At 64.5% G+C, this 23,888-nt stretch carries 23 protein-coding genes and 1 tRNA gene; 11 read left to right on the top strand and 13 right to left on the bottom strand.

What is annotated here, in order from left to right; all coding sequences use genetic code 11:
• Positions 1–22: 22 nt before the first annotated feature.
• Genes ACFOKF_RS16250 through ACFOKF_RS16240 form a run of 3 tightly spaced genes read left to right on the top strand, consistent with a single transcriptional unit; the run spans position 23 to position 2,429 of the window.
• A complete protein-coding gene (locus ACFOKF_RS16250; RefSeq protein WP_380796954.1) occupies positions 23–1,033 on the top strand; it encodes a KpsF/GutQ family sugar-phosphate isomerase in 1,011 nt (336 codons plus the stop codon).
• Positions 1,030–1,839, top strand: a complete 810-nt coding sequence (kdsB, locus tag ACFOKF_RS16245; protein ID WP_380797840.1) for a 3-deoxy-manno-octulosonate cytidylyltransferase — start codon at positions 1,030–1,032, stop codon at positions 1,837–1,839. Before ACFOKF_RS16250 ends, kdsB begins: the two co-directional genes overlap by 4 nt.
• The gene (locus ACFOKF_RS16240; protein WP_380796952.1) at positions 1,839–2,429 is read left to right on the top strand and encodes a histidine phosphatase family protein; all 591 of its coding nucleotides are present in this window, start codon (positions 1,839–1,841) and stop codon (positions 2,427–2,429) included. Before kdsB ends, ACFOKF_RS16240 begins: the two co-directional genes overlap by 1 nt.
• A gap of 5 nt (positions 2,430–2,434) precedes the next feature.
• Here the strand turns inward: ACFOKF_RS16240 and ACFOKF_RS16235 are convergent, their stop codons facing one another.
• The 3 genes from ACFOKF_RS16235 to ACFOKF_RS16225 are packed head-to-tail and all read right to left on the bottom strand — an operon-like array spanning position 2,435 to position 4,273.
• Entirely contained in the window at positions 2,435–2,992 is a 558-nt protein-coding gene (locus tag ACFOKF_RS16235; protein ID WP_380796951.1) for an LptA/OstA family protein, read from the bottom strand.
• A complete protein-coding gene (locus ACFOKF_RS16230) occupies positions 2,992–3,639 on the bottom strand; it encodes an LPS export ABC transporter periplasmic protein LptC (protein ID WP_298400983.1) in 648 nt (215 codons plus the stop codon). Before ACFOKF_RS16230 ends, ACFOKF_RS16235 begins: the two co-directional genes overlap by 1 nt.
• Positions 3,640–3,655: 16 nt before the next feature.
• Positions 3,656–4,273 (bottom strand): ribonuclease D, encoded by a 618-nt coding sequence (locus ACFOKF_RS16225; RefSeq protein ID WP_298400981.1) that lies wholly within the window; start codon positions 4,271–4,273, stop codon positions 3,656–3,658.
• Between the two features lie 279 nt (positions 4,274–4,552).
• Here ACFOKF_RS16225 and ACFOKF_RS16220 point away from each other — a divergent pair, with 279 nt between their 5' ends.
• A complete protein-coding gene (locus ACFOKF_RS16220; RefSeq protein ID WP_380796949.1) occupies positions 4,553–5,377 on the top strand; it encodes a cold-shock protein in 825 nt (274 codons plus the stop codon).
• A 249-nt stretch (positions 5,378–5,626) separates the two neighbouring features.
• Here the strand turns inward: ACFOKF_RS16220 and ACFOKF_RS16215 are convergent, their stop codons facing one another.
• The 7 genes from ACFOKF_RS16215 to ACFOKF_RS16185 all read right to left on the bottom strand — a co-directional run bounded on the left by ACFOKF_RS16215 (position 5,627) and on the right by ACFOKF_RS16185 (position 12,673).
• Entirely contained in the window at positions 5,627–6,067 is a 441-nt protein-coding gene (locus tag ACFOKF_RS16215; RefSeq protein WP_380796947.1) for a hypothetical protein, read from the bottom strand.
• Positions 6,068–6,964: 897 nt separating this feature from the next.
• Positions 6,965–8,341 (bottom strand): ATP-binding protein, encoded by a 1,377-nt coding sequence (locus ACFOKF_RS16210; protein ID WP_380796945.1) that lies wholly within the window; start codon positions 8,339–8,341, stop codon positions 6,965–6,967.
• Positions 8,338–9,057, bottom strand: a complete 720-nt coding sequence (locus ACFOKF_RS16205; protein WP_380796944.1) for a response regulator — start codon at positions 9,055–9,057, stop codon at positions 8,338–8,340. Before ACFOKF_RS16205 ends, ACFOKF_RS16210 begins: the two co-directional genes overlap by 4 nt.
• 140 nt (positions 9,058–9,197) lie before the next feature.
• Positions 9,198–9,842 (bottom strand): EF-hand domain-containing protein, encoded by a 645-nt coding sequence (locus ACFOKF_RS16200; protein WP_380796943.1) that lies wholly within the window; start codon positions 9,840–9,842, stop codon positions 9,198–9,200.
• Between the two features lie 135 nt (positions 9,843–9,977).
• The gene (locus tag ACFOKF_RS16195; protein WP_380796941.1) at positions 9,978–11,195 is read right to left on the bottom strand and encodes an argininosuccinate synthase; all 1,218 of its coding nucleotides are present in this window, start codon (positions 11,193–11,195) and stop codon (positions 9,978–9,980) included.
• 141 nt (positions 11,196–11,336) lie between these two features.
• Positions 11,337–12,320 (bottom strand): hypothetical protein, encoded by a 984-nt coding sequence (locus tag ACFOKF_RS16190; RefSeq protein WP_380796938.1) that lies wholly within the window; start codon positions 12,318–12,320, stop codon positions 11,337–11,339.
• A 155-nt stretch (positions 12,321–12,475) separates the two neighbouring features.
• On the bottom strand, positions 12,476–12,673 hold the full coding sequence (locus ACFOKF_RS16185; protein ID WP_380796937.1) for a DUF4169 family protein: 198 nt from the start codon (positions 12,671–12,673) through the stop codon (positions 12,476–12,478).
• 91 nt (positions 12,674–12,764) lie between these two features.
• Between ACFOKF_RS16185 and ACFOKF_RS16180 the strand changes: the two genes are divergently transcribed.
• Positions 12,765–13,760, top strand: a complete 996-nt coding sequence (locus ACFOKF_RS16180) for a LacI family DNA-binding transcriptional regulator (RefSeq protein ID WP_380796935.1) — start codon at positions 12,765–12,767, stop codon at positions 13,758–13,760.
• Positions 13,761–13,770: 10 nt separating this feature from the next.
• On the opposite strand, the gene ACFOKF_RS16175 is transcribed toward ACFOKF_RS16180, so the two are convergent.
• The 3 genes from ACFOKF_RS16175 to ACFOKF_RS16165 all read right to left on the bottom strand — a co-directional run bounded on the left by ACFOKF_RS16175 (position 13,771) and on the right by ACFOKF_RS16165 (position 15,663).
• Positions 13,771–13,844: transfer RNA gene (locus ACFOKF_RS16175), tRNA-Gly, on the bottom strand.
• A gap of 153 nt (positions 13,845–13,997) precedes the next feature.
• Positions 13,998–14,543 carry a PilZ domain-containing protein gene (locus ACFOKF_RS16170; protein ID WP_380796933.1) on the bottom strand — a complete coding sequence of 182 codons (546 nt, stop codon included), beginning with the start codon at positions 14,541–14,543 and terminating at the stop codon, positions 13,998–14,000.
• Positions 14,544–14,574: 31 nt separating this feature from the next.
• Positions 14,575–15,663, bottom strand: coding sequence for a flagellin N-terminal helical domain-containing protein (locus tag ACFOKF_RS16165; RefSeq protein ID WP_449325393.1), 1,089 nt, complete (start codon positions 15,661–15,663; stop codon positions 14,575–14,577).
• A gap of 241 nt (positions 15,664–15,904) precedes the next feature.
• Here ACFOKF_RS16165 and ACFOKF_RS16160 point away from each other — a divergent pair, with 241 nt between their 5' ends.
• From ACFOKF_RS16160 to ACFOKF_RS16135, 6 genes are all read left to right on the top strand, one after another.
• Positions 15,905–17,512, top strand: a complete 1,608-nt coding sequence (locus tag ACFOKF_RS16160; protein WP_380796932.1) for a sensor histidine kinase — start codon at positions 15,905–15,907, stop codon at positions 17,510–17,512.
• On the top strand, positions 17,505–18,104 hold the full coding sequence (locus ACFOKF_RS16155) for a response regulator transcription factor (RefSeq protein ID WP_380796930.1): 600 nt from the start codon (positions 17,505–17,507) through the stop codon (positions 18,102–18,104). Before ACFOKF_RS16160 ends, ACFOKF_RS16155 begins: the two co-directional genes overlap by 8 nt.
• A gap of 85 nt (positions 18,105–18,189) precedes the next feature.
• Complete coding sequence (locus tag ACFOKF_RS16150) at positions 18,190–19,143, top strand: LysR family transcriptional regulator (RefSeq protein ID WP_380796929.1); 954 nt, start codon at positions 18,190–18,192, stop codon at positions 19,141–19,143.
• A gap of 216 nt (positions 19,144–19,359) precedes the next feature.
• The gene (locus ACFOKF_RS16145; RefSeq protein ID WP_380796928.1) at positions 19,360–21,525 is read left to right on the top strand and encodes a TonB-dependent receptor; all 2,166 of its coding nucleotides are present in this window, start codon (positions 19,360–19,362) and stop codon (positions 21,523–21,525) included.
• A gap of 95 nt (positions 21,526–21,620) precedes the next feature.
• The gene (locus ACFOKF_RS16140) at positions 21,621–22,736 is read left to right on the top strand and encodes a DUF47 family protein (RefSeq protein WP_380796927.1); all 1,116 of its coding nucleotides are present in this window, start codon (positions 21,621–21,623) and stop codon (positions 22,734–22,736) included.
• 139 nt (positions 22,737–22,875) lie between these two features.
• Positions 22,876–23,877, top strand: coding sequence for an inorganic phosphate transporter (locus tag ACFOKF_RS16135; RefSeq protein ID WP_380796925.1), 1,002 nt, complete (start codon positions 22,876–22,878; stop codon positions 23,875–23,877).
• Positions 23,878–23,888: the final 11 nt, after the last annotated feature.

Raw genomic sequence — 23,888 nt, 5'->3', positions numbered from 1 at the left:
AAGCGGAAAAAAGGGCAAACGCGTGTCGACACCAGCTTCGAAGATCGTCCCATTCGGCTCGGGCGGGCGCATCGTTGAGAGCGCTTGCAGAAGTCTGTCGATTGCTGCTTTCGGGCTGAACGCCCTGGAAGCGAAATTTTCCGATCGCGACTTTGCGGCGACCTTCCTGCGCGTGATCGGCGTCATCATGAAGGTGCGCGGCCGCGTGATCGTGACCGGCATCGGCAAGAGCGGCATCGTCGCGCGCAAGATGACGGCAACGCTCACCTCCACCGGCACGCCAGCCATCTTCCTCCATCCGGCTGATGCAGGCCATGGCGATCTGGGCATGATCACGCCCGACGATGTCGTGCTGATGCTGTCTCATTCGGGCGAATCGACCGAGCTTGGCCCGATCATCCATTATTGCAAGCGCTTCGCCATCCCGCTGGTCGCCATGACCGCGCAGCCGCAAAGCACGGTGGCCGCCGCCGCTGACTATTGCGTGCTGATGCCTGAAGTGGAGGAAGCCTGCCCCAACTCGCTGGCGCCCACCACCTCGACGACGGTGCAGATGGCCTTTGGCGACGCGCTCGCCATTGCGCTGATGGAGATGCGCGGCTTTTCTGCCGACGACTTCCACAAATTCCATCCCAATGGCCGTCTGGGCGCGCAACTGATCAAGGTGCGCGAACTCATGGCGACGGGGCAGGATGTGCCGATCGTGCGGGAAGATGCCTCGCTGCTCGACGCCACCATCGAAATGACCCGCGCCCGTCTGGGCGGTACGGCGATCGTCGATCGCAACAACCGGCTGATCGGCGCCTTTACCGATGGCGACCTGCGCCGCACCGTCACCGGCAAGCAGAATCTGACCGAAGCGGTCGGCCGCTTCATGACCCAGACGCCGCTCGCGGTCGCGCCGGACGAACTGGCTTCCGAAGCGCTGCACCTGATGCATGAGCGGAACATCATGCTGCTCTTCGTCTGCGAAAATGCCCGACTGGTGGGCGCGGTGCATATGCACGACCTGTTGCACGCCGGGGTCGCCTGACCCTTCTCGTCGTCATTCCCGCGCGCGCCGGATCGACCCGCCTGCCGCGCAAGCCGCTGCGCCTGATCGCCGGGCGCACGCTGCTGCATCGGACGATCGCGATGGCGCGCGCCGCGATTGGCGGCCGCGCTGACGTGGCGCTGGTCGTCGCCACCGATGATCGGGAGATTGCCGATCATGCCCGCGCCGCCGGCTGCGATGCGGTGATGACCGACAGCGCCATCGCCACCGGATCGGGCCGCGCGCTCGCCGCCGCGCTCGCCCAGTCCGCGCCGCCGCGCTTCGTCGTCAATCTTCAGGGCGATTCGCCCTTCCAGCCCGAAGGCGCGCTCGCCGCCGTCATCGCCGCGCTGGAGGCGGGCGCGCAGGTCGCGACCCCCGTCATCGCGCTCGACTGGCCCGCGCTCGACGCGCTGCGCGATCACAAGACCCGCTCCCCGTTCAGCGGCACCACCTGCGCCCGCGCGCCCGACGGCCATGCGCTCTGGTTTTCCAAGACGATCATCCCCGCCATCCGCAACGAAGAGCGGTTGCGCGCCGATCAGCCGCGCTCGCCCGTCTGGCGTCATGTCGGCCTCTATGGCTATGCGCTCGATGCGCTGCGCCGGTTCGAGGCATGTTCGCCCACCGCGCTGGAAAATCTGGAGGGGCTGGAGCAGTTGCGCCTGCTGGAACTGGGCATTCCCGTCATGACCGTCCCGGTCGATCCGCCCCTGTTCGACAGCAGCGGCATCGATACGGAGGCGGATATTGTCCGGGTCGAGGCGCTGATCGCCCAATATGGCGATCCCGTTCCCGCGCTCTGATGCGCCGCCTCTTCATCATCCGCCACGGCAACACCTTCGCCAGCAGCGCGCAGGCGTGCCGGGTCGGCGCCCGCACCGACATTCCTCTGGTCGACAGCGGCCATGATCAGGCGCGGCGGCTGGGCGACTGGTTCGCGGCGCAGGCGCTGCCGGTCCGCCGCCTGCTTTCCAGCCCGCTGCTGCGCGCGCGCCAGACGGCCGATGCCATCGCCGCCGCCATCGGCCATGCCCCGGGCGAGACTGCCGACTGGCTTGGCGAAATCGATCATGGTCCCGATGAAGGCCGCCCCGAAGCCGATGTGCTGGCCCGGATCGGCGCGCAGGCGCTCGCCGACTGGGATGAACGCGCGATTCCGCCCAATGGCTGGATCGTCGACGCCGACGCCCGCATCGCCGCCTGGCGCGCTTTCTTCGCGCAGGAAGGGGAGGGGGCGGACCTGCTCGTCACCAGCAATGGCGCGGCGCGCTTCGCCCTGATTGCGGCGGGGGTGCCGCTGGGCGCGCTCAAATTGCGCACCGGCGCGTTCGGCGAACTGGCCGTGGACGATGCGGGGCGTGTGGCGCTGCTGCGCTGGGACGCCCGCCCGTAACGCTTTTAATTTTTGCGCTGGGGCACGGTGAAGGTGCCCGACACGCGGCCGCTGGGGCTGGTCGCCGCACCCGGCACGCCGCCGGCAGAGCGGCCATCCACGGTCGATCGCCCGCTGTTGAGGTCCATCACCAGCCGCCCGCCGGTCAGGCGATTGCTGCCCTGCGTCAGCGCGACATTGCCCAGCATGGTGATCAGCTTGGCGTTCAGGTCGTAAATGGCGACATTGCCGCGCGCCGTCTGGTCGGCCTTGCGCACCACGACATTGCCCGAAGCGTCGATCCGGTCGATCTGGATGCCGTCGGTTCCGGTGCCGCCGCCGGGCTGATTCTTGTACGCCACGGTCATGCGCGCGGCGTTCAGCGTCATGCCGGCCTGCGTCACCTCGACATTGCCGGATACCAGCACCCGGTCGGCGCGATCCTGCACCTCGATGCGGTCGGCGGTGAAATTGACCGGGGCGTTGCTGTCATGATTCTTGAACACCTGCGCGCCAGCGCCGGCCATCATCACGCCGGCCGAGCCAAGAAGGCCGATCGACAACAGGATCAGGGAGCGGTTCATCACTTTTGCCCTTTGAGGCCATTTTGTTCGATACGCAAGCTTGCCCGGCCGTTGAGCGTCACCGTGCGCGCCGCCATGTCGGCTTCCAGATGGTCGCCGCTGAAGGTGCCGATGGGAATGCGCCCGTCGACCCGGCCCGCGCTCTTCATCCGCCGGGTCTTGAGGTCCACGCCCACGTCGCGCGTGGTCAGGCGATAACCGCCGGCCGCCTCGAACTGCACCGGGCCGTCGATGCCGACCCGCTCGGTTTCCATGTCGTACCGGCCCTTTTGCGCGGTCAGCACGGCCGGACCATCGGTCAGCAATATGCGCGCCGACATGCTGTTCAGGTCCACGATCGGCTCGCGCGAGCTTTTCTGCACGGCGGAACCCGCCCGCAGCGAGAAGGGCTGGCCCTTGCTGTCCTCGCCCCGATACAGCGCTTCGGTCACGCGCATGCGTTCGCGCGCCACATCGACCTTGTTCTTGTCGAGCAGGAAGCTGACCTTGTCGCCGCTGGTGAAGGGCGCCGTCGCCAGCAAGGCCGCCAGCACGCCGACCGCCACCGGCAGCCAGTTTTTCAGCAGCGCGACCAGTCGGTCATGGCTGCCGCCCGGCCGCGCCCAGTGGCGGCGCACATTGCGTTGCTGATCGGCCTGGACGGACACGGTCGCCCTGTCTCCCTTACATATGCGCGAAAATGTCGATTTCCGGCCAGCCCGCCAGGTCCAGTTCGGCCCGGTGCGGCAGGAAATCGAAACAGGCTTGCGCCAGCTCCATGCGGCCTTCGCGGATCAGCCGCTTGTCCAGTTCGGCCTTCAGCGCATGGAGGTAGCGCACGTCCGACGCGGCATAATCCTTCTGCGCGTCCGACAGGACCGGGCCGCCCCAGTCGCTCGACTGCTGCTGCTTGCTGATGTCCTGGCCCAGCAATTCACGCACCAGTTCTTTCAGCCCATGGCGATCGGTATAGGTGCGGATCAGGCGCGACGCGATCTTGGTGCAATAGACGGGGGCCGCCACGACGCCCAGATAATGTTTGATCGCGGCAATATCGAACCGCCCGAAATGATAGAGCTTCAACCGCTCCGGGTCGGCCAGCACGGCGCGCAGATTGGGCGCGGCATAATCGCTGCCGGGGTTGAACCGCACCAGATGCTCGTCACCCTTGCCGTCGCTGATCTGGACGACGCACAGGCGGTCGCGCGGGGTGATGAGGCCCATGGTTTCGGTGTCGATGGCGATCGGGCCGGGGGCAAGCACGCCCGCGGGCAGATCTTCTTCATGGAAATGCACGGTCATGCTTTCCCCTTATGGCGAAAGCGGCCGCTCCGCAATCAAGCCTTTGCGCGGACGGGATGTTGCGCCAAACCGAAGGCATAGTGCGGCGAAACGTGGGAATAGGCTGCATTGTGACGGCAAAAGAACGGATCATGATCGCAACAGTGAAAATCATTCGCGCTGCCCTGAAAAGTTGATATAGTGAGTCCCAAATCCGCGTGTGCGGTGGATTCTGCATGTCATTCGCCCGACATGTTTGTCCGATTGGTCTTGGGGCGAAGCGAAAGTGACTAACAGGGCATGAGTTTTGATAGAGGTCGCCGCGGCGGGCGCGGCAAGGACAAGCGCGACGGTTTCGGCGACGACAATTTCTACGATTCGGGCAGCCGCGGCGGTTTCGGCGGCGGCTTCGGCGGCGGTGATCGCTTCGGCGGTGGCGGCGGCTTCGGCGGCGATCGTGGAGGTTTCGGCGGCGGTGATCGCGGCGGCTTCGGTGGTGGCGGCGGTGGTCGCGGCTTCGGCGGCGGTGGTTTCGGCGGCGGTGGCGGCGGTGGCCGCGGCATGCCTGCCCAGGTCGTCGGCGAAGGCAAGGGCGTTGTTAAGTTCTTCAACGGCCAGAAGGGTTTCGGCTTCATCGTTCGTGATGACGGCGGCGAAGACGTTTTCGTGCACATCAGCGCCGTTGAACAGGCCGGCCTGACCGGTCTGGCCGAAGGTCAGCAGCTGGGCTTCACGCTGGTCGATCGCGGCGGCAAGGTGTCGGCGACCGATCTGGTGATCGAAGGCGAACCGCTTCCCGTTACCGAACGCGCCCCGCGCGAACCGCGCGAGCCCCGCGCCGGTGGTTTCGGCGGCGATCGTGGCGGCTTCGGCGGTGGCGATCGTGGTCCGCAGCGTCAGCTGACCGGCGAACGCTCCAGCGGCACGGTGAAGTTCTTCAACGCGATGAAGGGCTTCGGCTTCATTCAGCGCGATGACGGCCAGCCGGACGCTTTCGTTCACATCAGCGCCGTCGAACGCGCTGGCATGGGCGCCCTCAACGAAGGCGACCGCCTGGACTTCGAACTGGAAGTCGATCGTCGCGGCAAGTACGCTGCGGTGAACCTCCAGTCGAAGGCCGACTGAACGACCTAGGAATCATCCCTGTTAAAAGGGGAGAGGATGCAGGGGCTGCTCGAAAGAGCGGCCCCTTTTTCTTTGTGGGTAAAGGCCGAAAGAGGGAAGCCGCCCGCCTCCCATCGCCATCCCGAACCATCCAACAGGCGCACGCCGCTATCCGGGAGATGCCGGGGAATAATGATATTTAGGGTGGATTGCGGACAGTCCGTTATGGGCAGCGTGGGATAATTTGCCGACATGACCGCCCAGCGAGCGTCAGTGTCGTTTGAGTGAACCAAGCATGGGCAGCATTATCCAAAGCCCGATAAACAACAGCGCAACAGACACCTGCTTGTCATATCCGCCGAAGATACCCCAGCCGAGTTGATAGCTTGCTCCACTAAACAGAAACAAAGCAAGCCAAATGCCTACCTTGATCCGCTGATGAGATGATGGTGGCTGTGGATGCCAGTCAATATCTCGCAATGTCGATAGATGTCCTCGCATCCATTCGCGCTTGGATGCGGCATATTTGGTATCCTTGGCGCGGATGTCATCGTCATCGGCCCAGTGACTGAGTTCCTCCCATGCAGCCTTTTCCCGCTCATCAAGGACTAACGGGTCGGGTATCGCTTTATCGAGTTCATGCGCAGTAACGTCTCCGCCGTCAGCAACCAGTTCAAGCATAGCTATTAGATTAGGACGCGCAGAAGTCATATTGGCATTATGCACCTGACAGGAATGTCCGCAATCGGCGAAGCCGAAAATCTGGTTTTATGACTAAAAATGGTCGGTCTTAACCGTCATCCCAGCGAAGGCTGGGATCTCAGGCCCGGTCGCGCGTGATCTCCTGCGACCCCAGCCTTCGCTGGGGTGACGGCTATTGGTTAACCCCCGCACGGAAGATTTTGGCCGTTAGCTGCCGTCTCTCTTTCGTCATGCCGGGCTTGACCCGGCATCCCGCTTTTCGCTGTAAACACCAAACAGAAAGCGGCCCCCCGGATCAAGTCCGGGGTGACAGATAGAGGCCGTCAGCCGTCATCATCCTTGCTGCGTGCCGTGCCTGACCCGGCATGCACCTGTCCTACATGCCCGCACGCGGCTATGGCCTGACTCTCATTGGCTATATGCGAGAAGCTAGAGAATTTTCGCCGATGGTCGAAACTGCGCCACCACTTGCTGGCCTACAGCCCCGCAATTTGCGATGGCATTCCCAGCTCTTTTCATTGTTGATGCGTTTCGCTGCCTTGCTCTCATCAAGGGCGACAAAAATACACGCACTCCGCGCTTCTCTCGTCGCTTCATCCTCGTCAGCAGCCCCGCTTCTCTCATCATGCCGGAGCCATCGGCAGGCCCAGCCCGGCGGCATCCCACCTGCCTTCCGACCGCCACGGAAAGGCGCTCCCCTGTCAGCCAACCGTCCGCATGACGCCCATTGTTTGAGATACCCGTCGCGTCGGCGGAGCAGACCTGTCGCGCCGATGATGCGCCCATGTCGCCTTATTGTCGCGTCGATGGCGCAGCACTGCCGCGTCGCTGTCGCCTTCCTGTCGCATGGCGCGCAAATGGGCCTGCAACACTGTGAACTTCGGCTGTCGCGTCCCCTTCGCGGTTTCAGCCCGGCAGCACCAGGCTCGCCTCCAGCCCGCCCTCAGGCCGGTTGCTCAGCCGCAATTCGCCCTGATGTTCGGCCATGATCGCCCGCACCAGCGCCAGCCCCAGCCCCGCGCCGCCCGTCTCCCGGTTGCGCGATCCTTCCAGCCGCGTGAACGGCTCCAGCATCTCGGCCATGCGGTCTTCGGCAATGCCCGGCCCGTCATCGGCCACCGCAATGCGGATCATGCCCGCGTCATGGCTCACCGACACATGCGCCCGCTCGCCATAGACGATGGCGTTTTCAATGAGGTTGCGCACCGCCCGGCGGATCTGCTGCGGCCGCACGAAGGCGACGGCGCGGTCGCTGTCGGCCATGTCCACCGGCGATCCCAGCTCGATGAAGTCCTCCACCACCGCATCCGCCAGCGCGGCAAGATCCACCTTCTGCGGGCTTTCCGTGCTGCGCCCGGCGCGGGCGAGCGAGAGAATATCCTCCAGCATCCGGTTCATCTCGTCGATCGTTTCGGACATGCGGGCGCGCTCGCCTTCATCCTCCACCGATTCGGTGCGCACGCGCAGCGATGCGAGCGGCGTGCGCAGATCATGGCCGATCGCGCCCAGCATCCGGTCTTTCTCATCCAGCATGGCGATGATGCGGGCGCGCATCGCGTTGAACGCCATGGTCAGGTCGCGCACGTCGCCGGGACCGCGTTCATCCACCGGATCGGCCGCGCCGGTTCTGGCGAATTGCTGGGCCGATCCGGTTAGCTGCTTCATCGGGCGGGCCATCCGGCGGCCGACCCACAGCAACGGCGCCAGCACGATGATGTAGAGGATCAGCGTCTGCCCGATCAGCCAGCCGCCAAAGCGCGCCGGGCGACTGCCGGTGCGCGCTTCGGCCGTCACCCATTTGCCCGGCTCATATTCGACCGCCAGCCGCAGCCGTCCGACCCGGTGGTCGCGCGGCATTTCGCCGGTGGCGCGGCTGCGAATCCTTTCCCACCGGCGCAGCGGCATGATGCGGCTGTCTTCGACCGCCATGACCGAATGGACGGTCAACCCAATATCCTCGAACATGGCCTGTGCCCGCGATTCGACGTCAGGCCGCGCCTTGCCGTCCAGCACCGGCCGGGTTGTGGAGAAGCGGATGTTGCGCCGGTCGCCGCCGTCCCGGTCACGCTCTTCATTGCCCCGGTCCGGTCCGCGATCGGGCCGGGCGTCCAGCGCGTTGATGACGCGATAGACGGCGGGCGCCGTCTGTCCGGTCAGCTCCACCCGATTGCGCTCGCGCAGCAGCAGGGCGAAATTGATCGCCTGCGCCACGAACAGGCCGATCGCCACCAGCAGGATGATCTGACCGACCAGACTTTGCGGCCAGAGGCGCAGCTTTTTCACAGTTTGCGTACCTCGGCCGACAATGTGTATCCGCCGCCCCACACGGTCTTGATCAGTGTCGGGTTCTTGGGGTCCGGTTCGATCTTCTTGCGCAGGCGGCTGATCTGGTTGTCGATCGCCCGGTCGAAGGCGTTCGCTTCCCGCCCCTGCGTGATGTCGAGCAACTGGTCGCGGCTCAAAACCTGATTGGGGCGCGTGGCAAAGGCCAGCATCAGATTATATTCCGCGGTCGACAGCGGCAGCGACACGCCCTCGCTGTCCACCAAAGTCCGCTCCTGCGCTTTCAGTAGCCAGCCGGCAAAGGCATAGCTGGCCCCGTCGGGCGCGGTGACGCGCTGGCCGCCGGTGGCGACGCGGCGAAAGATCACCTTGATCCGGGCGACCAGTTCGCGCGGCGAAAAGGGTTTGAGGACATAATCGTCCGCCCCCATTTCCAGCCCGACGATGCGGTCCGTCTCTTCGGATTTTGCGGTCAGCAGGATGACGGGAATCTCGCTCGTCTCGCGGATATGGCGGCACAAAGACAGGCCATCCTCACCGGGCATCATGATGTCCAGGATGACCAGGTCGATCGCATTGGCGTTCAGGCGCAGCCGCGCTTCGGCCGCATTTTCGACGGCGGTAACGCGAAATCCGTTGCGCGACAGATATTGCGCCAGCGGTTCGCGGATCGAACGCTCGTCATCGACGAGCAGGAGATGGGGACGGTCGCTCATCTTGCCTGTCTGTCATGGGTTTCAAAAGGTTGGAAGGGCGAAGGCGATAAGGGGGCAATGCTTCGCCCTTCCGGGGGCAGGCGGCGGGTCAGCGCAGGTCAGGGGAGGGGAACGCCCTGCACCATCCGCCGCCCATCGGTTCAGTCGGCTGGCGGGGGCGGCGGGGCGTTATGGCCCGGGCCGCGCTTGCCCATGGGGCCGCGCATCTGCGGGCGCGCCGCCTTCATCTCGTCGGCCGTGACGAACCCGTCCTTGTTGGCGTCGGCCTTGTCGAACATCGCCAGCGGGCCGGCCATGAACTCGGCCTTGGTGATGGCGCCATCCTTGTTTGCGTCACCAAAGCCCGGGCCGCCACGCATCATGCCGCGACCGGGACCGCGATGGCGTCCCTTGCCCCAACCGCGCCCGTCCGGCTTGCCGGCTTCGTCGCGCTTGTCGGCGCGGGCCTGATGGCCGGCCGCAAATTCCGCCTTGCTGATCTGGCCATTTTTATCGGTGTCGAGCGCGGTGAAGCGGTCGTCCAGGCGCTGCTGGCGCTTGAGGTCGCGATCCTTCTGCGTCAGCTGGCCGTCATGGTCGATGTCCATCTTCGCAAAGCGGGTGTCCAGCGCGGCGGTCAGTTCCGCCTTGCTGATCTTGCCGTCCTTGTTGGCGTCAGCCATCGCCATCATGCCGCCACGCGGGCCGCCTTCGGCGCCCGGCTGGGCATAGACGACATGGGTTGCCGCAAGGCCGCCGACAAACAGCGATCCGACCGCGACGGTGGTGAAAAATTTGCGGAGCATGTCCAGTTTCCTTCCAATGTCTTCCTGAACGACGATGCCGCCGTCCTTGAAGACGCTTATGGAAGCAGTTTGTCCCGCATCTATGTCACGCCGCCCGTTTGTTTGTCGCAAACTGTAACGGGCGGCATGGAGATTTTATCGGTCGCGGCGACCGAGAAGACGCAAACGCAGCGCGTTGAGCTTGATGAAGCCCGCCGCGTCGCGCTGGTCATAGGCGCCGGCATCGTCTTCGAACGTCACGACCTTCTCGCTGTAGAGCGAGTAAGGCGACTTGCGGCCCACGACATAGACGCCGCCCTTATACAGCTTCAGGCGAACGGTGCCCGTCGCCTTTTCCTGGCTGTAGTCGATCGCGGCCTGGAGCATCTCGCGCTCCGGCGAGAACCAGAAGCCGTTATAGATCAGCTCGGCATATTTGGGCGCCAGCTCATCCTTCAGATGCGCCGCGCCACGGTCGAGCGTCAGCTGCTCAATGCCGCGATGGGCGAGGTGATAGATAGTGCCGCCCGGCGTTTCATACATGCCGCGCGACTTCATGCCGACGAAGCGGTTTTCGACCAGATCGAGGCGACCGATGCCATGCTTGCGACCATAGTCATTGAGCGTTTCCAGCAGCGTCGCGGGCGACATGCCGACGCCGTTGATCGCCACGCCATCGCCACGCTCGAAATCGATGGTGATATATTCCGGCGCGTCGGGCGCGTCTTCCGGGTTCACCGTGCGCGAATAGACATAGTCCGGGGTTTCTTCCCACGGATCTTCCAGAACCTTACCTTCCGACGAGGTGTGCAGCATGTTCGCGTCGGTCGAGAAGGGGCTTTCGCCACGCTTGTCGCGCGGGATCGGAATCTGATGCTTTTCGGCAAATTCGATCAGCTTGGTGCGGCTGGCCAGATCCCATTCGCGCCAGGGCGCGATCACTTTGATGTCGGGGGCCAGGCCATAATAGCCCAGTTCGAAGCGGACTTGGTCATTACCCTTGCCGGTCGCGCCATGCGACACGGCGTCGGCGCCGACTTGTCTGGCGATCTCGATCTGGCGCTTGGCGATCAGCGGGCGGGCGATCGACGTGCCGAGCAGGTACAGGCCTTCATAGAGCGCGTTGGAGCGCATCATCGGGAAGACATAGTCCTTCACAAATTCTTCGCGCAGGTCGTCGATGAAGATATGCTCTTCCTTGACGCCCATCAGGCGGGCCTTGGCGCGGGCCGGCTCCAGCTCTTCGCCCTGACCCAGATCGGCGGTGAAGGTGACGACTTCGCACTGATAGGTCTGCTGCAACCATTTCAGGATCACGCTGGTATCGAGACCACCGGAAAAGGCGAGGACGATGCGATTGATCTTGTCGGACATGGGCAGGCGACTCTTTTCGTGCAGGAAGGACGCGATATTGGTGCGCGCGCCCGGTATCAGGCAAGCCGCCAAAGCGCAACCGGACATGCAAAAGGCCGGGCGCTGGAACGCCCGGCCCTGCCTTCGTGACGGATCGACTGATCAGTCGCTGGCCGGCTTCATGAAGCCCCGATGGCGGCGTTCCGCACCGAAGCGGTAAACGGTCTGGCTGCGGTCGGGTGCGGGGGCCGTGATCGGCTCCGCATCCATGGTCTGCGGTGCAGGAGCCGGCGCATGGGCGGCAGCCTGCTGCGCCATCAGGAACCTGGCGCGGCGCATGCGCTTGGTCCGCGTGGTGAAGGGGTTGTCGGCGCTGGGCGGCGCCGCAACCATCGCTTCCAGCGACGCAGGGGAAGCGGCCAACGGCGTGGCGGGCGTCAGTGCCGGGCGCTGGGGGGCGGCATCCATGCGATCGGCGGACGCGTAGACAGGTGCGGTCGTGGTGGCCGGTGCCGCGACGATCTGCGGATCGGCCATCACCGCGTCATCACGGCGGCGACGACGCATCAGTGCAGTTCCGCCCAGACCCAGCAACAGCAACGCGCCGCCGCCCATGGCCCACAACAGGGCTTCGTCAGTCTGCGGCGTGGCTGCGGCAGGCTCTGTCACTGGCGCTGCAACCGAGGGCGCAGCCGGCTGGCTTTGGGTGACGACCGGCGCAACCGGCGACGTCTGCATGTTTCGCGCGGCAGCGGCGGGCGCCTCGGTCGCGGCGATCGGTGCCGGAGACGGGGCGGGCTTTCGTTCAGTCGCTGTTGCTACCCGGTTGCGCGCCTGCGCAGGGGCGGCGCGCGGGCGTTCTGCGGCGCGGGCCTGTTCCGCTTCGGCAGCGGCCGTGGCCGCGGCAATCCGTTCCTCGACCGGCGGCGTCGCCTGCACGACCGGCTGGCTGGGGGCGAAATTGGGGGAGGCATCCGGCGCAGAAGTAGTCGGAGGCGGCGCAACGTCGGCCGGTGCTGGGATCGGCGCTGGCGCCACGGCCGGCGGCACGACGACAGTCTGGGCAAGCAGCGGCGTTGCAGTCAATGCCAGAACAGCGGCAATCGCGGCCCTGGCGGGGCGGGTAGAGCGAATATCTTGCGTCATAGCAAAGGATCAACCTTCGAAACGCAGGATTGATCGCATGATCAGATTGGAAATCGCGATGAAATGTGCCGATTCATGGATGTTGCGATGTTAATGAACGTCCGTTCATGATTTTCGATGAACGCTATATTTATGAAAGCTGGGGCTATGAAAATCTATTCATCATCGATGTTGCGCCTGTCTTCGCGATAGGCTCCATCCAGCTTTGCGACATTCCGCTTGTCTTCCATTGTGTCGGCCAGTCTCTGGGCCTTGGTGCGGCCGAACTTGGCGCGATTGGCGTCCGCTTCGCGCACCTTGTCGGCGCGCTGCTTCGCCTTGCGGGCCTGACGCAGATTGATGACGTTGGTCATTGGCGCATCATAGAAGCGGGGGCGGCATCTTGCCAAGAGCGGCGCAAACTGCGCATGACAGGCTTTTTACAGCTTTTCGAGCCTATTCCTCATGACGAGCATCCATGACGTCGCCGCCCTGGCCAAGGTATCGATCAAGACGGTCTCGCGCGTCGTCAACAAAGCGACGAATGTCAGCCCGCAGTTGCGCGATCGGGTGCAGGCGGCGATCGACGAACTGGGCTATCGGCCCAATCAGTCGGCGCGGCGACTGGCGGGCGGTCGCTCCTTCATGATCGCCTTCCTCTACAATAATCCCGCGCCCGGCTATGTCAGCCGGATCCAGATCGGCGCGGCCTGGCGCTGTCGGGAACTGGGCTATCATCTGGTGGTCGAACCGATCTCGCCGGGCGGTGAAGAACGGTTTGAGGTGCTGGAGCGACTGGTTGCGGCGCTGCGCCCGGATGGCGTGCTGCTGGTGCCGCCCTTGTCGGATGATGCGGGGCTGCTGGCCCGACTGGCGGACATGAAACTGCCCTGCGCGCGCATTGCCGGGTCGATGGAAGCGCCCAGCTTCACCATCCGTACGCCCGAACAGGCCGCCGGGCGGATGATGGCCGATCATTTGATTGGCCTGGGTCATCGCCGCATCGGCGTCATCACGCCGCCCGCGACCCACCATGCCGCGCTGCGCCGGGTTGAGGGGTTTCGTGAAGCGTTGGCCGATGCCGGCATTGCCGTGGATGAAACGCTGTTTGTGCCGGGGCGGTTCGACTTCGCATCCGGCATCGAAGCGGGCGAAGCCTTGCTGGCCCTGGACAGTCCGCCCAGCGCCGTCTTCGCCACCAATGATGAAATGGCGCTGGGGGTGCTGACATTGGCGCACCGCATCGGGCTGCGGGTGCCCGAAGACCTGTCGGTGACGGGATTTGACGACACGACCGCCAGCCTCACATCATGGCCGCCTTTGACCACTGTGCGCCAGCCGCTGGAGGATATGGGGCGCACCGTGATAGAGGCGCTGGCGACCGGCCCGGTTGAAGCCCTGGAATTTCAGTTCACGCTGATCGAACGGGGCAGTTCAGGGCCGCCGGCCAAATTGGGATGAGGGGAAAGTCTGGAGCGGGTAGCGGGGATCGAACCCGCATCACAAGCTTGGAAGGCTAGTGCTCTACCATTGAGCTATACCCGCTTTTCAACGACTTAGCCTCATCGGCAGCCACCAGTTTTAACGCGCTGTAGGCGCCGTTCTGGGTGGTGCGCAGGCCGATTGCCACATTTGCCTGCCTCTGGTCAACGTGCCTGCGACAGATATTTGCAACTTTATCGTCCCTCCCGCGCGGCGTCAGCGGCGCAGCCAAGCGTCCAGCAACTCATAGCCAAGGCCAAATGCAAGGCGCAGGCCGGCCTGCCCATCGGCGCACCAGCGTATCTGCGCGTCGCGGCGGGCGAGGCCGTCGACATGCACGCAGATTTCCCGGCCCTGACAAAGCCCGCGATCGTCGGCGATCTTCATGCCGAACAAGGAAATGTCGAGCATGCGGGTGCGCCATGTCTGTCCATCCATGGCGATCAGCACCGGGCAGTCGGTTGCCAAGCGCACCGATTCCGGTCCGTTCAGGCCGCGGCGATGCGGATGCGTGAGCAACGGCAGAGAAACGGGGTGGGCCAGTTGCAGGACGACGCGTTCGCCATCGACTTCGCTAACGATCGCGCGCAGGTCATGGCCGTTGCGCAACCCCAGTTGCACGGTCTCCCCGATCGTCAGCGAAAGGCTGGTCCGTACGATCGCCTGCTCGCTGCTCATCGACCGCACCAGGCACAGGCCCTGACGGCCGGCGGTCGTCAGCTTGCCGATCTGTAGCAGGGAAATGAAGTCGCGCACGGTCATGTCTGCCGCTCCATCTGATCGTGTCGCTCGATCATTCGATCAGCTTGAGTATGTCCTGTTGCCGCGCATTGGCCTGCGCCAGCATAGCGGTGGCGGCCTGGTTCAATATCTGCTGCTTGGCGAGGGCCGTCGTTTCGGCTGAAAAATCGGCATCCTCGATCCGCGATCGCGCATCCGTCAGGTTGACGATGCTGCTGTCGGTCTGCTCGCTGATCGATTCCAGCCGGCGCTGCGACGCGCCCAGCGTAACCCGCACCCCGTTGATCTGGTCCAGCGCGGCATCAATCACCGCCAGCGAATCCAGCGCCGTCACGCCGATCGAGGCGTAGGATTTATAGTCTGAATCGGTATAGGCGATGTGGCCGGGCGCATCGCGCCAGACCTCCTGTCCATTTTCGATCTCGATCTGGCGGGGCGCGCCGACATTCTGGTCCAGGGTCAGGTCGATATTGCCGATGCCGACAAAGCGGGTGAAGCCCGCGATGTTCATATCCGTGCCGAGCAGACTGAAATTGTCGCTGTTGCTGCGCAATGCGGGAATGTCGATCGCCACCACGTCGCCGGCATTGGCGCCGGCCTGTATTCTCACCTCCGTCGATCCTGCGCTGTGGCTTTCGTCACGCCAGCTGCCATTGATCCAGACATTGTCCTGAAAGTCGGTGTCCTTGTTATAGTCGTGTGCTGCGACGCCATTGGTCGTGTTGGAAAAGAGCGACCGTCCATTGAAGGCGGCGTTCTGGAGCATGTCGTCGATATGAGCGACGGTCTGGTCTATTTCCGCCTGCATCGCGGCGCGGTCGGACGGGTTGTTGACGCCGTTGGCCGCCTGAAGCGCCAGTTCCCGCATCCGCTGGAGGCTGTTGGAAATCTCCGCCAGAAATCCGTCCGCCGTCTGCACCAGCGATATGCCGTCGGCGATGTTGCGCTTGGCCGTTTCCAGGCCGCGCAACTGGCTGGTCATGCTGCTTGCGATGGCCAGGCCCGCAGCATCGTCCTTGGCGCTGTTGATCCGCTTGCCGGTCGACAGGCGCTCGGCGGCCTGCGCCTGCGCCTTGCTGGCGGCTTCGGCGGCGCGCTGCGCCCGCAATGCCGGACTGTTGGTGCCAATGACGCTCACCATTTCCCCCTTCGGCTGACGATGGGCCAGCGCAGGACGCGCCAGCCGCGACCATCGGATGGAAGTTCCGGGCGACATGGGTCGCGTACGTCGCCCGGAAGCCAATCGTCCCGTTCGGGGTCGGCTGAGCGGGTGATGGCTGCGCATGGGCTGTGCCGCTATCCGGGCTTTTCCCGGAGAAGATTGAAACAACAGGGATTTTCCCGGCTTGGCAGGGCAGGGCGGTCGGGTAAGACATTGCAGTATGACGCTGTTTCGCCTTTCTGCCGACCGATCCGCTTTCGCGGCTGCGTCGCTGCGCGCGGACTGGCGGCTGATCGCGCTGCTGGCGGCCTATCCGTTTCTCTTCAAGCTGGCGCATTTCATGGCCAGTCCATGGGGCGGATCGCATTTCTTCAGCCTCTGGTATCCGGCGGCGGGCGTGCGGCTGGCGCTGATGTGGCATGTGGGTGCGCGCTGGACGCCGCTGGTGGTGGCGGAAGAATGTCTGATCCAGCTGCTGTCGGGCGTGATCGACACCGCCAGTCCCGAACTGCTCAATCATATCTGGGGGGTGGCGCGCGCGCCGCTGGCCTATGGCGTCATGATCGGCGCGGTGCGATGGGTGGAGCGGCGCAGCCGGTCGGAACTGGCGTTGCCGCCCATGCCCTTCGGCCTTGCCGCGATCCTGTCGCCGACGCTGGCCGCCTTCCTCGCCGGCCTGTGGGAATGGCTCTGGCCCAGCCTGACGCCGGACCTGTCGACCCAGCCTTTCGCCACCACCATCGCCGCCTTTCTGGTCGGCGATCTGCTGGGCGTGCTGCTGGTTGCGCCGGCCCTGCTGTGGCTGATCGGCGATGGCGGGGAGCGCGAAGGGCTTGCGCTGCCATCGGGCGCTCGTGCGGGCGAAGGGGCGATCGTACTTGCTGTCGGCTGGCTGCTGGCGGCCGCTCTGGCGCAGGTCGAACCCGATATATCGATGACGCCGGTGCTGCTGTGCGCAACATGGGTCGGCCTGCGCTGCGGGCGAAGCGGGGCCTGGGCCGCGATCATCCTGTCTGCGGGGATCATCCTGCCATGGTCGGCCTCTCTGGCCTCCACGCCGACCCGCTTTGCGCTGCATATGGGGCTCGCGGCGGTGGCCATGTCCGCCTATCTCGCCGCCAGCTTTGCCGAAACGCAGGTCCGCGCCCGTCAGGACATCGCCCGGCGCGACCGCATCCTGTTCCAGGCGGAGCGATTGAAGACGCTGCGCGCCATGTCCGTCGCCATCATCCATGAAATCAGCCAGCCTTTGTCCACCCTGGCGATCGAGACGCGCCACATGGCGGCGCTCAGCCGGGATGATGCTCCCGACCTGCAAGACATGCGGCAGAGCGCGGAACTGATCGAGCGCAAGGCGACCCTGCTGGCCGACATGGTTCGTCGCTTGCGGCGCTTTGGCGGCCGCGCCGTCGATGAGCCCTCGGCCATCCCCCTCGACCGGCTGGTGCAGGATTGTCTGGGCATCGCCGCCGCCGAAGCCCGTCGCCACAATTGCCGGTTGCGCTTCGACCATGCCGGTCCCTCGCCGCTGGTGCAGGGGCATGAGATTGAACTGACGCAGGTGCTGCTCAACCTGATCCGCAATGCCATGACCGCCGCTCAGGGGGCGGACATCGTCATCGACGTCCATGGGGCCGGGCAGGATGCCGTCGTGCATATCGACAATCCCTTGCCCGACAGGGTGCCGGACCATGGCGGAATGGGGGTGGGCCTGCTGGTCGCACGCGCCATTGTGGAGGCGCATGGCGGACGGCTGGACCGGATCGTGGCTGACGGCCGCATCCGGCATAGCGTGCGCCTGCCGGTGGCGGAGGCTGCGCATGGCTGAAGCGTTGGACCGTGCGGTCGTGCATGTGGTGGATGACGATCTGGACCTGGGCCAGAGCGTCGCCCGGCTTCTGGGGCGTCATGGCCATGCCACTCGCGCCTTTTCGACGCCGCAGGCGATGCTGGAGGCGCAGGCGCAGGAGGCAGCCCATTGCCTCGTCACCGACGTCATGATGGGCGATACGGACGGTTTTTCCCTCGCCGAACAGATACGCCAGCGCGACCCCGGCGTCGCGATCATCTTCATGACCGCCTGGCCCACGACCGCCAATGCCGTGGATGCGATTCGCCGTTATGGCGGCCTCGACTATCTGGAAAAGCCGCTCGACGAGGATCGGCTGATCGATGCGGTGGCCGAAGCCGTCGCCTGGAGCCGCCGCCGTCGCGCCGCGTTGCTGTGCATCGCCGCGTTGACGCCGCGCGAACGGGATGTGCTCGAAAGGCTGGCGCAGGGCATGAGCAACAAGATGGTTGCGGCGGAGCTGGGGCTTAGCCCCAAGACGATAGAGGACCACCGCGCCGCCATCGTCGCCAAGACGGGGGCAAGCGGGTCTGCCGGGCTGATCGCGCTGATGCGCGACATAAGCGACTGACGGGGCAGGGCGTTTCTGCAAGCCCTTGCGGAAAAGGCGGAAGATCGCCCTTACTCCCGCCGGCCATTTCCTCTATCACGCAGATATGAACAGCCCGCCCCTGCGCCAGTTGGATGTTTTTGCGCAGATGGTGGCGGCCGGTGATGTGGCGCGCTGCGCCCGCGATCTGGGTGTTTCGGTCGATCAGGTGCTGCGCGACATCGCATCGCTGGAAATGCGGCTGGGCTATCGCTTGTTTGACGATCTGGATGGCCCGACGCGGCTCACTGCGGCCGGGCGCAAGACCGCGCAGGCCATGACCCTGCTGACGGAGGATGGGCCGCACCCGCAAGGCGAAGCGCCGCCTGCTGATCCTTCGCCCGAAAGCCCGCCTGCGACCATTCCCACCGCGCCGCCGGCTCCCGCTACGCCGCCCGAACCTGCGCGCCAGACCATCGTCCTGGCCGCGCCGGCGCCGATCTTCGGCCAGTTGCAGGATGCGCTCGCCGCGTTCGAGGCGGCGAATGAGGATATTGCCATCGCACTCGACCTGCATGTCCATAGCGCGCAGCAGGCGATGGCCGCGCTGGCCAGCGGCCGGGCGGACATCGCCTATTTCTATGCGCTGGAGGAGCCGGCGGGTTGCGCCTCGCGCTATGGCTGGTCGGAACCGCTCAACCTCTATGCCGGCGCCGGTCACGCTCTGGCGCGCGCCGACAGCGTCAGCCGCGAAGATCTGGCGATGACCTCCATGCTGACGATGGAGCCGCATGGCGGGATGCGCGAAGTGATTGACGCTGCGCTGGCGAAGGGGCGGGTGCGGGCGCTGCCGGCCCTGCTGGAAAGCGACAATATGTTCGAGATCATCGCCGCCTTGCGCGACGGGGCGGGCTATTTCGCGGCCTTCGGCACGCTGGCGCGGGATCTGGGGCGGATCGGCGGCATCGGGCGGCTGGCGCTCGACATGCCCTTGCCCGCGATCGAAGTGCGGCAGGCGGTTGCGCCCCGCGCCGCGGAAAAGCCGGCGGTCGAGGCGCTGGCGGAGTTTCTGTTCCTGTAAAGCATTCTGAAGCCGGCTGGACAGCCGACGGCTCCACAGAATGCGGAAAACAAAAGAAAATTGGAGGATTATCCGATTCAATCCGATCGGATAATCCTCTGAACATGACCGATATTTAATGCCGCGCCGCAGCGGAAATGCGCTAAGCTGATCTTGATATGATGTAACATACTGGATACAGGGTCACATCACACAAGAACCAAAGGGTTGATTTCCATGCCTCGCTCCATGCTGCTGCGCGCCGGCTGCGCCTTGCCCGCGCTGTGCCTTGCTTTTCCTGCCTTCGCCGATGATGCAGCGCCCGATGCGGCTGACACCCAATATCATGACCAGCGCGCAGACATTGTCGTCACCGCGCTGATCCCCCGCAAGCAGGGCGATATTCTTTCGGGCACGTCTGTCCTGACCGGAGACAGGCTGACCCGCGACCTGCGCCCCAGCATCGGTGAGACGCTGGCGCGCCAGCCTGGCGTATCGGCCACCTCCTTCGGCCCCAATGCATCGCGTCCCATCCTGCGCGGTTTCCAGGGGGAGCGGGTGCGCATCCTGACCGACGGCATCGGCAGCTTCGACGTGTCCAACACGTCGGTCGACCACGCCGTTGCGATCAATCCGCTGACCGCTGACCGGATCGAGGTGCTGCGTGGCCCCGCCGCCCTGCTTTATGGCTCTTCGGCGATCGGCGGCGTGGTCAATGTGATCGACAGCCGCATCCCGCGCCGCGTGCCCGATGAGCCGATCCATGTCGAAGGCATCGCCACCTATGGCAGCGCCGCGAATGAACGCACGGTCAGCGGCGAAGTGGAAGCGCCGCTCACCCAGAATTTCGTCGTCCATGTCGATGGCAGCTGGACCAAGACCGACGATCTGCGCACCGGCGGCTATATCCTGTCAAAGCCGATGCGGGCGCTCGCCGCCCAGTCGGACGATGCGGAAATTCGCGAAGATGGCCAGTGGAAGGGCAAGCTGCCCAACACCGCAGCCGAAACCTGGGAAGTGGCCGGCGGCTTCGCCTATGTCGGCGACGGTGGCAATCTGGGCGTGTCGGTGGCGCATAGCGAAAATCGCTATGGCGTGCCCTCGCGCATCGACGTGACGGAAGAGCATGATCACGATCATGACGGCGACGATCATGACCATGACGAAGAACCCGGCCACACCCATGAGGATGTGACGCTGTCGATGAAGCAGACCCGCGTCGATCTGCGCGGCGAAGTGGCGACCGGCGGCGGTTTCCTGGACAGCATCCGTCTGCGCGCCGGTTTCGCCGACTATCAGCATGAAGAGATCGAACCGACCGGCGAAGTCGGCACGACGTTCAAGAATCAGTCGATGGAAAGCCGGCTGGAATTTATTCAGGCGCGGCAGGGCGGTTGGGATGGTGCGTTCGGCGCACAATTCTTCACCCGCCGGTTCGAAGCGATCGGCGAGGAGAAATTCCTGCCGAAGAATGAAACCAACCAATTGGGCGTCTTCACCCTTCAGTCGCTCGACCTGGGCAGCACCCGGATCGAGGCGGGCGGCCGGTTCGAACATACCGACCTGACCTCCAATCCCGACGCCGATCTGTTCGTGGGCGGCTATCAGCGCAGCTTCAATGCCCTGTCCGGCTCGATCGGCATCAGTCAGGAAATCCTGCCCGGCTGGCGCGCGGGCATCAATGCCTCGCGCAGCGAACGTGCGCCGTCGGCCGAGGAATTGTTCGCCCGTGGCAATCATGCCGGCACGCAGGCCTTCGAACTGGGCGATCCCGGCTTTGGCAAGGAAAAGAGCTGGGGCGTCGAAGGCACGGTGCGCGGAAAGGGGGAAGGCTATAGCGTCAGCCTCGCCGCCTATCATAACTGGTTCAGCGGCTATATCTACGACACGATCGTCGCCGACAGCGTATGTCAGGCCGCCAATGGCGGGGCGGACCTGGAATTCCCCTGCTATGCCTATAATCAGGCCGATGCCCGCTATTATGGTTTCGAAGCCGAAGGGTCGGTGAAGCTGGCGCAACTGGGCGGCTATGCGATCAATCTGGATGGCGTTGCCGACTATGTCCGCGCCACCATCAAGGGCAGCGGCCCGGCGCCGCGCATCCCTCCGCTGCGCCTGCTGGGCGGGATTGAGGCGCAGGGCGACCGCATCAGCGCCCGGGCCGAGGTCGAACATGTGTTCGAACAGAATCGCATCGCCGAAACCGAAACGCCGACCGACGGCTTCACGCTGGTCAATGCGTCGCTGTCGTTTAAGCCGTTCAAGGGCAATGACCGCACCACGCTGATGCTGTCGGCGAACAATATCTTCGATGTGGAGGCCCGCCGCCACGCCAGCGTGCTCAAGGATTTCGCCCCGCTTGCCGGCCGCGACATCCGCGTGACGGCGCGCTTCTCGCTCTAAGACTATAAGGTTGCCCTGCGCTGATGGGACGCGCGTCCCGTCGGCGCAGGGTACAGGAATCTTGCGCATTGTGACAATTTCGTTACAAGCGTTCCATGCGTCAGATCGCCGCCTTGCCCTATTCCACCGCCGCCGACGGATCGATGCAGATATTGCTCATCACGTCGCGCGACACGCGGCGCTGGGTGATTCCCAAGGGCAACCGGATCAAGGGGCTGGCCGGCCATCGCGCCGCCGAACTCGAAGCCTATGAAGAAGCCGGCATCCACGGCATCGCCTGTCCCGCGCCGCTGGGCCGCTATGTTTATGACAAGCGCAAGCGCAAGGGCGGGTCGCGCGAAGCGACGGTGGAGGTTTTTCCGCTTGCGGTCACGGGCCACCTGACGCAATGGCCCGAACAGGGCCAGAGGGAATTGCGCTGGTTTCCGGTCGCCGAAGCCGCAGGCGCGGTCGACGAACCTGATTTGAAGTCGATCATCGCGGCTTTCCGTGAACCGCCCGCCGATCCGGGCTGGTTCATCCGGATGCTGCTGGCGATCCGCGAAAAGCAAAGTGAAAGGACTGGAATGCTGCGCTGGTTTCATGCGCTGATGCCCAAGCAGGGGCGCTTCTTCGAGCAGTTCGAGGATCATGCCGCCACGCTTGTCGCGGGCGCCGACGCGCTGGCCCGGCTGCTCAAGGGCGGCCCGGACATGGCCGAGCATATCAAGACCATTTCCGATCAGGAGCATGAGGCGGACGACATCATCCGCGACGTGCTTCAGGATGTGCGCCGCATCTTCGTCACCCCGTTCGATCGCAGCGCCATCACCGGCCTGATCGGCGTGATGGACGACGCGATTGACCAGATGAACCAGACCGCCAAGGCGATCGCCCTGTTCGACGTGAAGGAATTTCCCTCGCAGATGCAGGATATGAGCGCCCTGATCGTGGAATGCGCCCGCATCACGGCGGAAGCGACGCCGCTGCTGCGCTCGCTCAACCTCAACGCCACCCGCCTGCACGACCTGACCGAACGGCTGGTCAAGCTGGAGGGGCATGCCGACATCCTGCACGAAGCCGGCCTCAAGGCCCTTTATGAACAGGCGCGCGCCGGCAATCCGATGGACTTCATCGTCGGGAACGAGATTTACAGCCATCTGGAAAAGGTGACGGATCGCTTCGAAGACGTCGCCAACGAGATTTCCGGCCTGGTCATCGACCACGCCTGATTGGTCGACACATCACACCCCCCCGTTTGCTTCGAGCATAGTCGAGAAGCGGACAGCGCGCGCATCTTGTTTCTCGACTGCGCTCGAAACGAACGGAATTAGGATGCTACGATCCATGCAGGACAGAGTGTAACTCGCCATGGACGCCCATATCGCCTTGCCGCTGCTGATCGCACTGATCGGCGTCGCCTTGCTGTTCGATTTCCTGAACGGCCTGCACGACGCCGCCAACTCGATCGCGACCATCGTGTCGACCCGTGTGCTCAAACCGCAATATGCGGTCGCCTGGGCCGCCTTCTTCAACTTCATCGCCTTCCTCTTCTTTGGCTTGCATGTCGCCGAAACGGTGGGGAAGGGCATTGTCGACGCCAGCATCATCGACGCGCAGGTCATTTTCGGCGCGCTGATGGGGGCGATCGCCTGGAACCTCATCACCTGGGGGCTGGGCATTCCGTCCTCCTCCAGCCACGCGCTGATCGGCGGCCTGCTGGGCGCGGGCACGGCCAAGGCTGGCCTTGGCGCGGTGGTGTGGAGCGGCGTGTTCAAGACCAGCGCCGCCATCGTCATCTCGCCCGCCGTCGGCCTTTTTCTGGCGCTGATGCTGGTGCTGGTCATCAGCTGGATCTTCCGCAAATTCACGCCGCAGGGCGCCGATCGGGTATTCCGCAAGCTGCAACTCGTCTCCGCCTCGCTCTATTCGCTGGGCCATGGCGGCAATGATGCGCAGAAGACGATGGGGATCATCGCCGTGCTGCTCTATTCGCAGGGCATGCTGACCGGCGGCTTCCATGTGCCGATGTGGGTGGTGCTCAGCTGTCAGGCGGCGATGGGCCTTGGCACGCTGCTGGGCGGCTGGAAGATTGTTCATACCATGGGGTCGAAGATCACCCGCCTGACCCCGGCACAGGGTTTTTGCGCGGAAACGGGCGGCGCGATCACCCTGTTCATGGCGACCCATCTGGGTGTGCCGGTGTCCACTACGCACACCATCACTGGCGCAATCGTGGGCGTGGGTGCGTCGCGTCGCCTGTCGGCTGTGCGCTGGAACGTGGCGTCCAGCATCATCGTCGCCTGGGTCGTGACCCTGCCTGCGGCAGCGGCGATCGGCGCGCTCTTCTACGGGCTGACCACCTTCTTCTGATCGATGAGGTT

The sequence above is a fragment of the Sphingobium rhizovicinum genome, assembly GCF_042647625.1.
Classification (GTDB): Bacteria; Pseudomonadota; Alphaproteobacteria; order Sphingomonadales; family Sphingomonadaceae; genus Sphingobium; species Sphingobium rhizovicinum.
The sequence above is the reverse complement of the archived record's forward strand: the minus strand, read 5'-3'. Positions and strand labels throughout refer to the sequence as shown.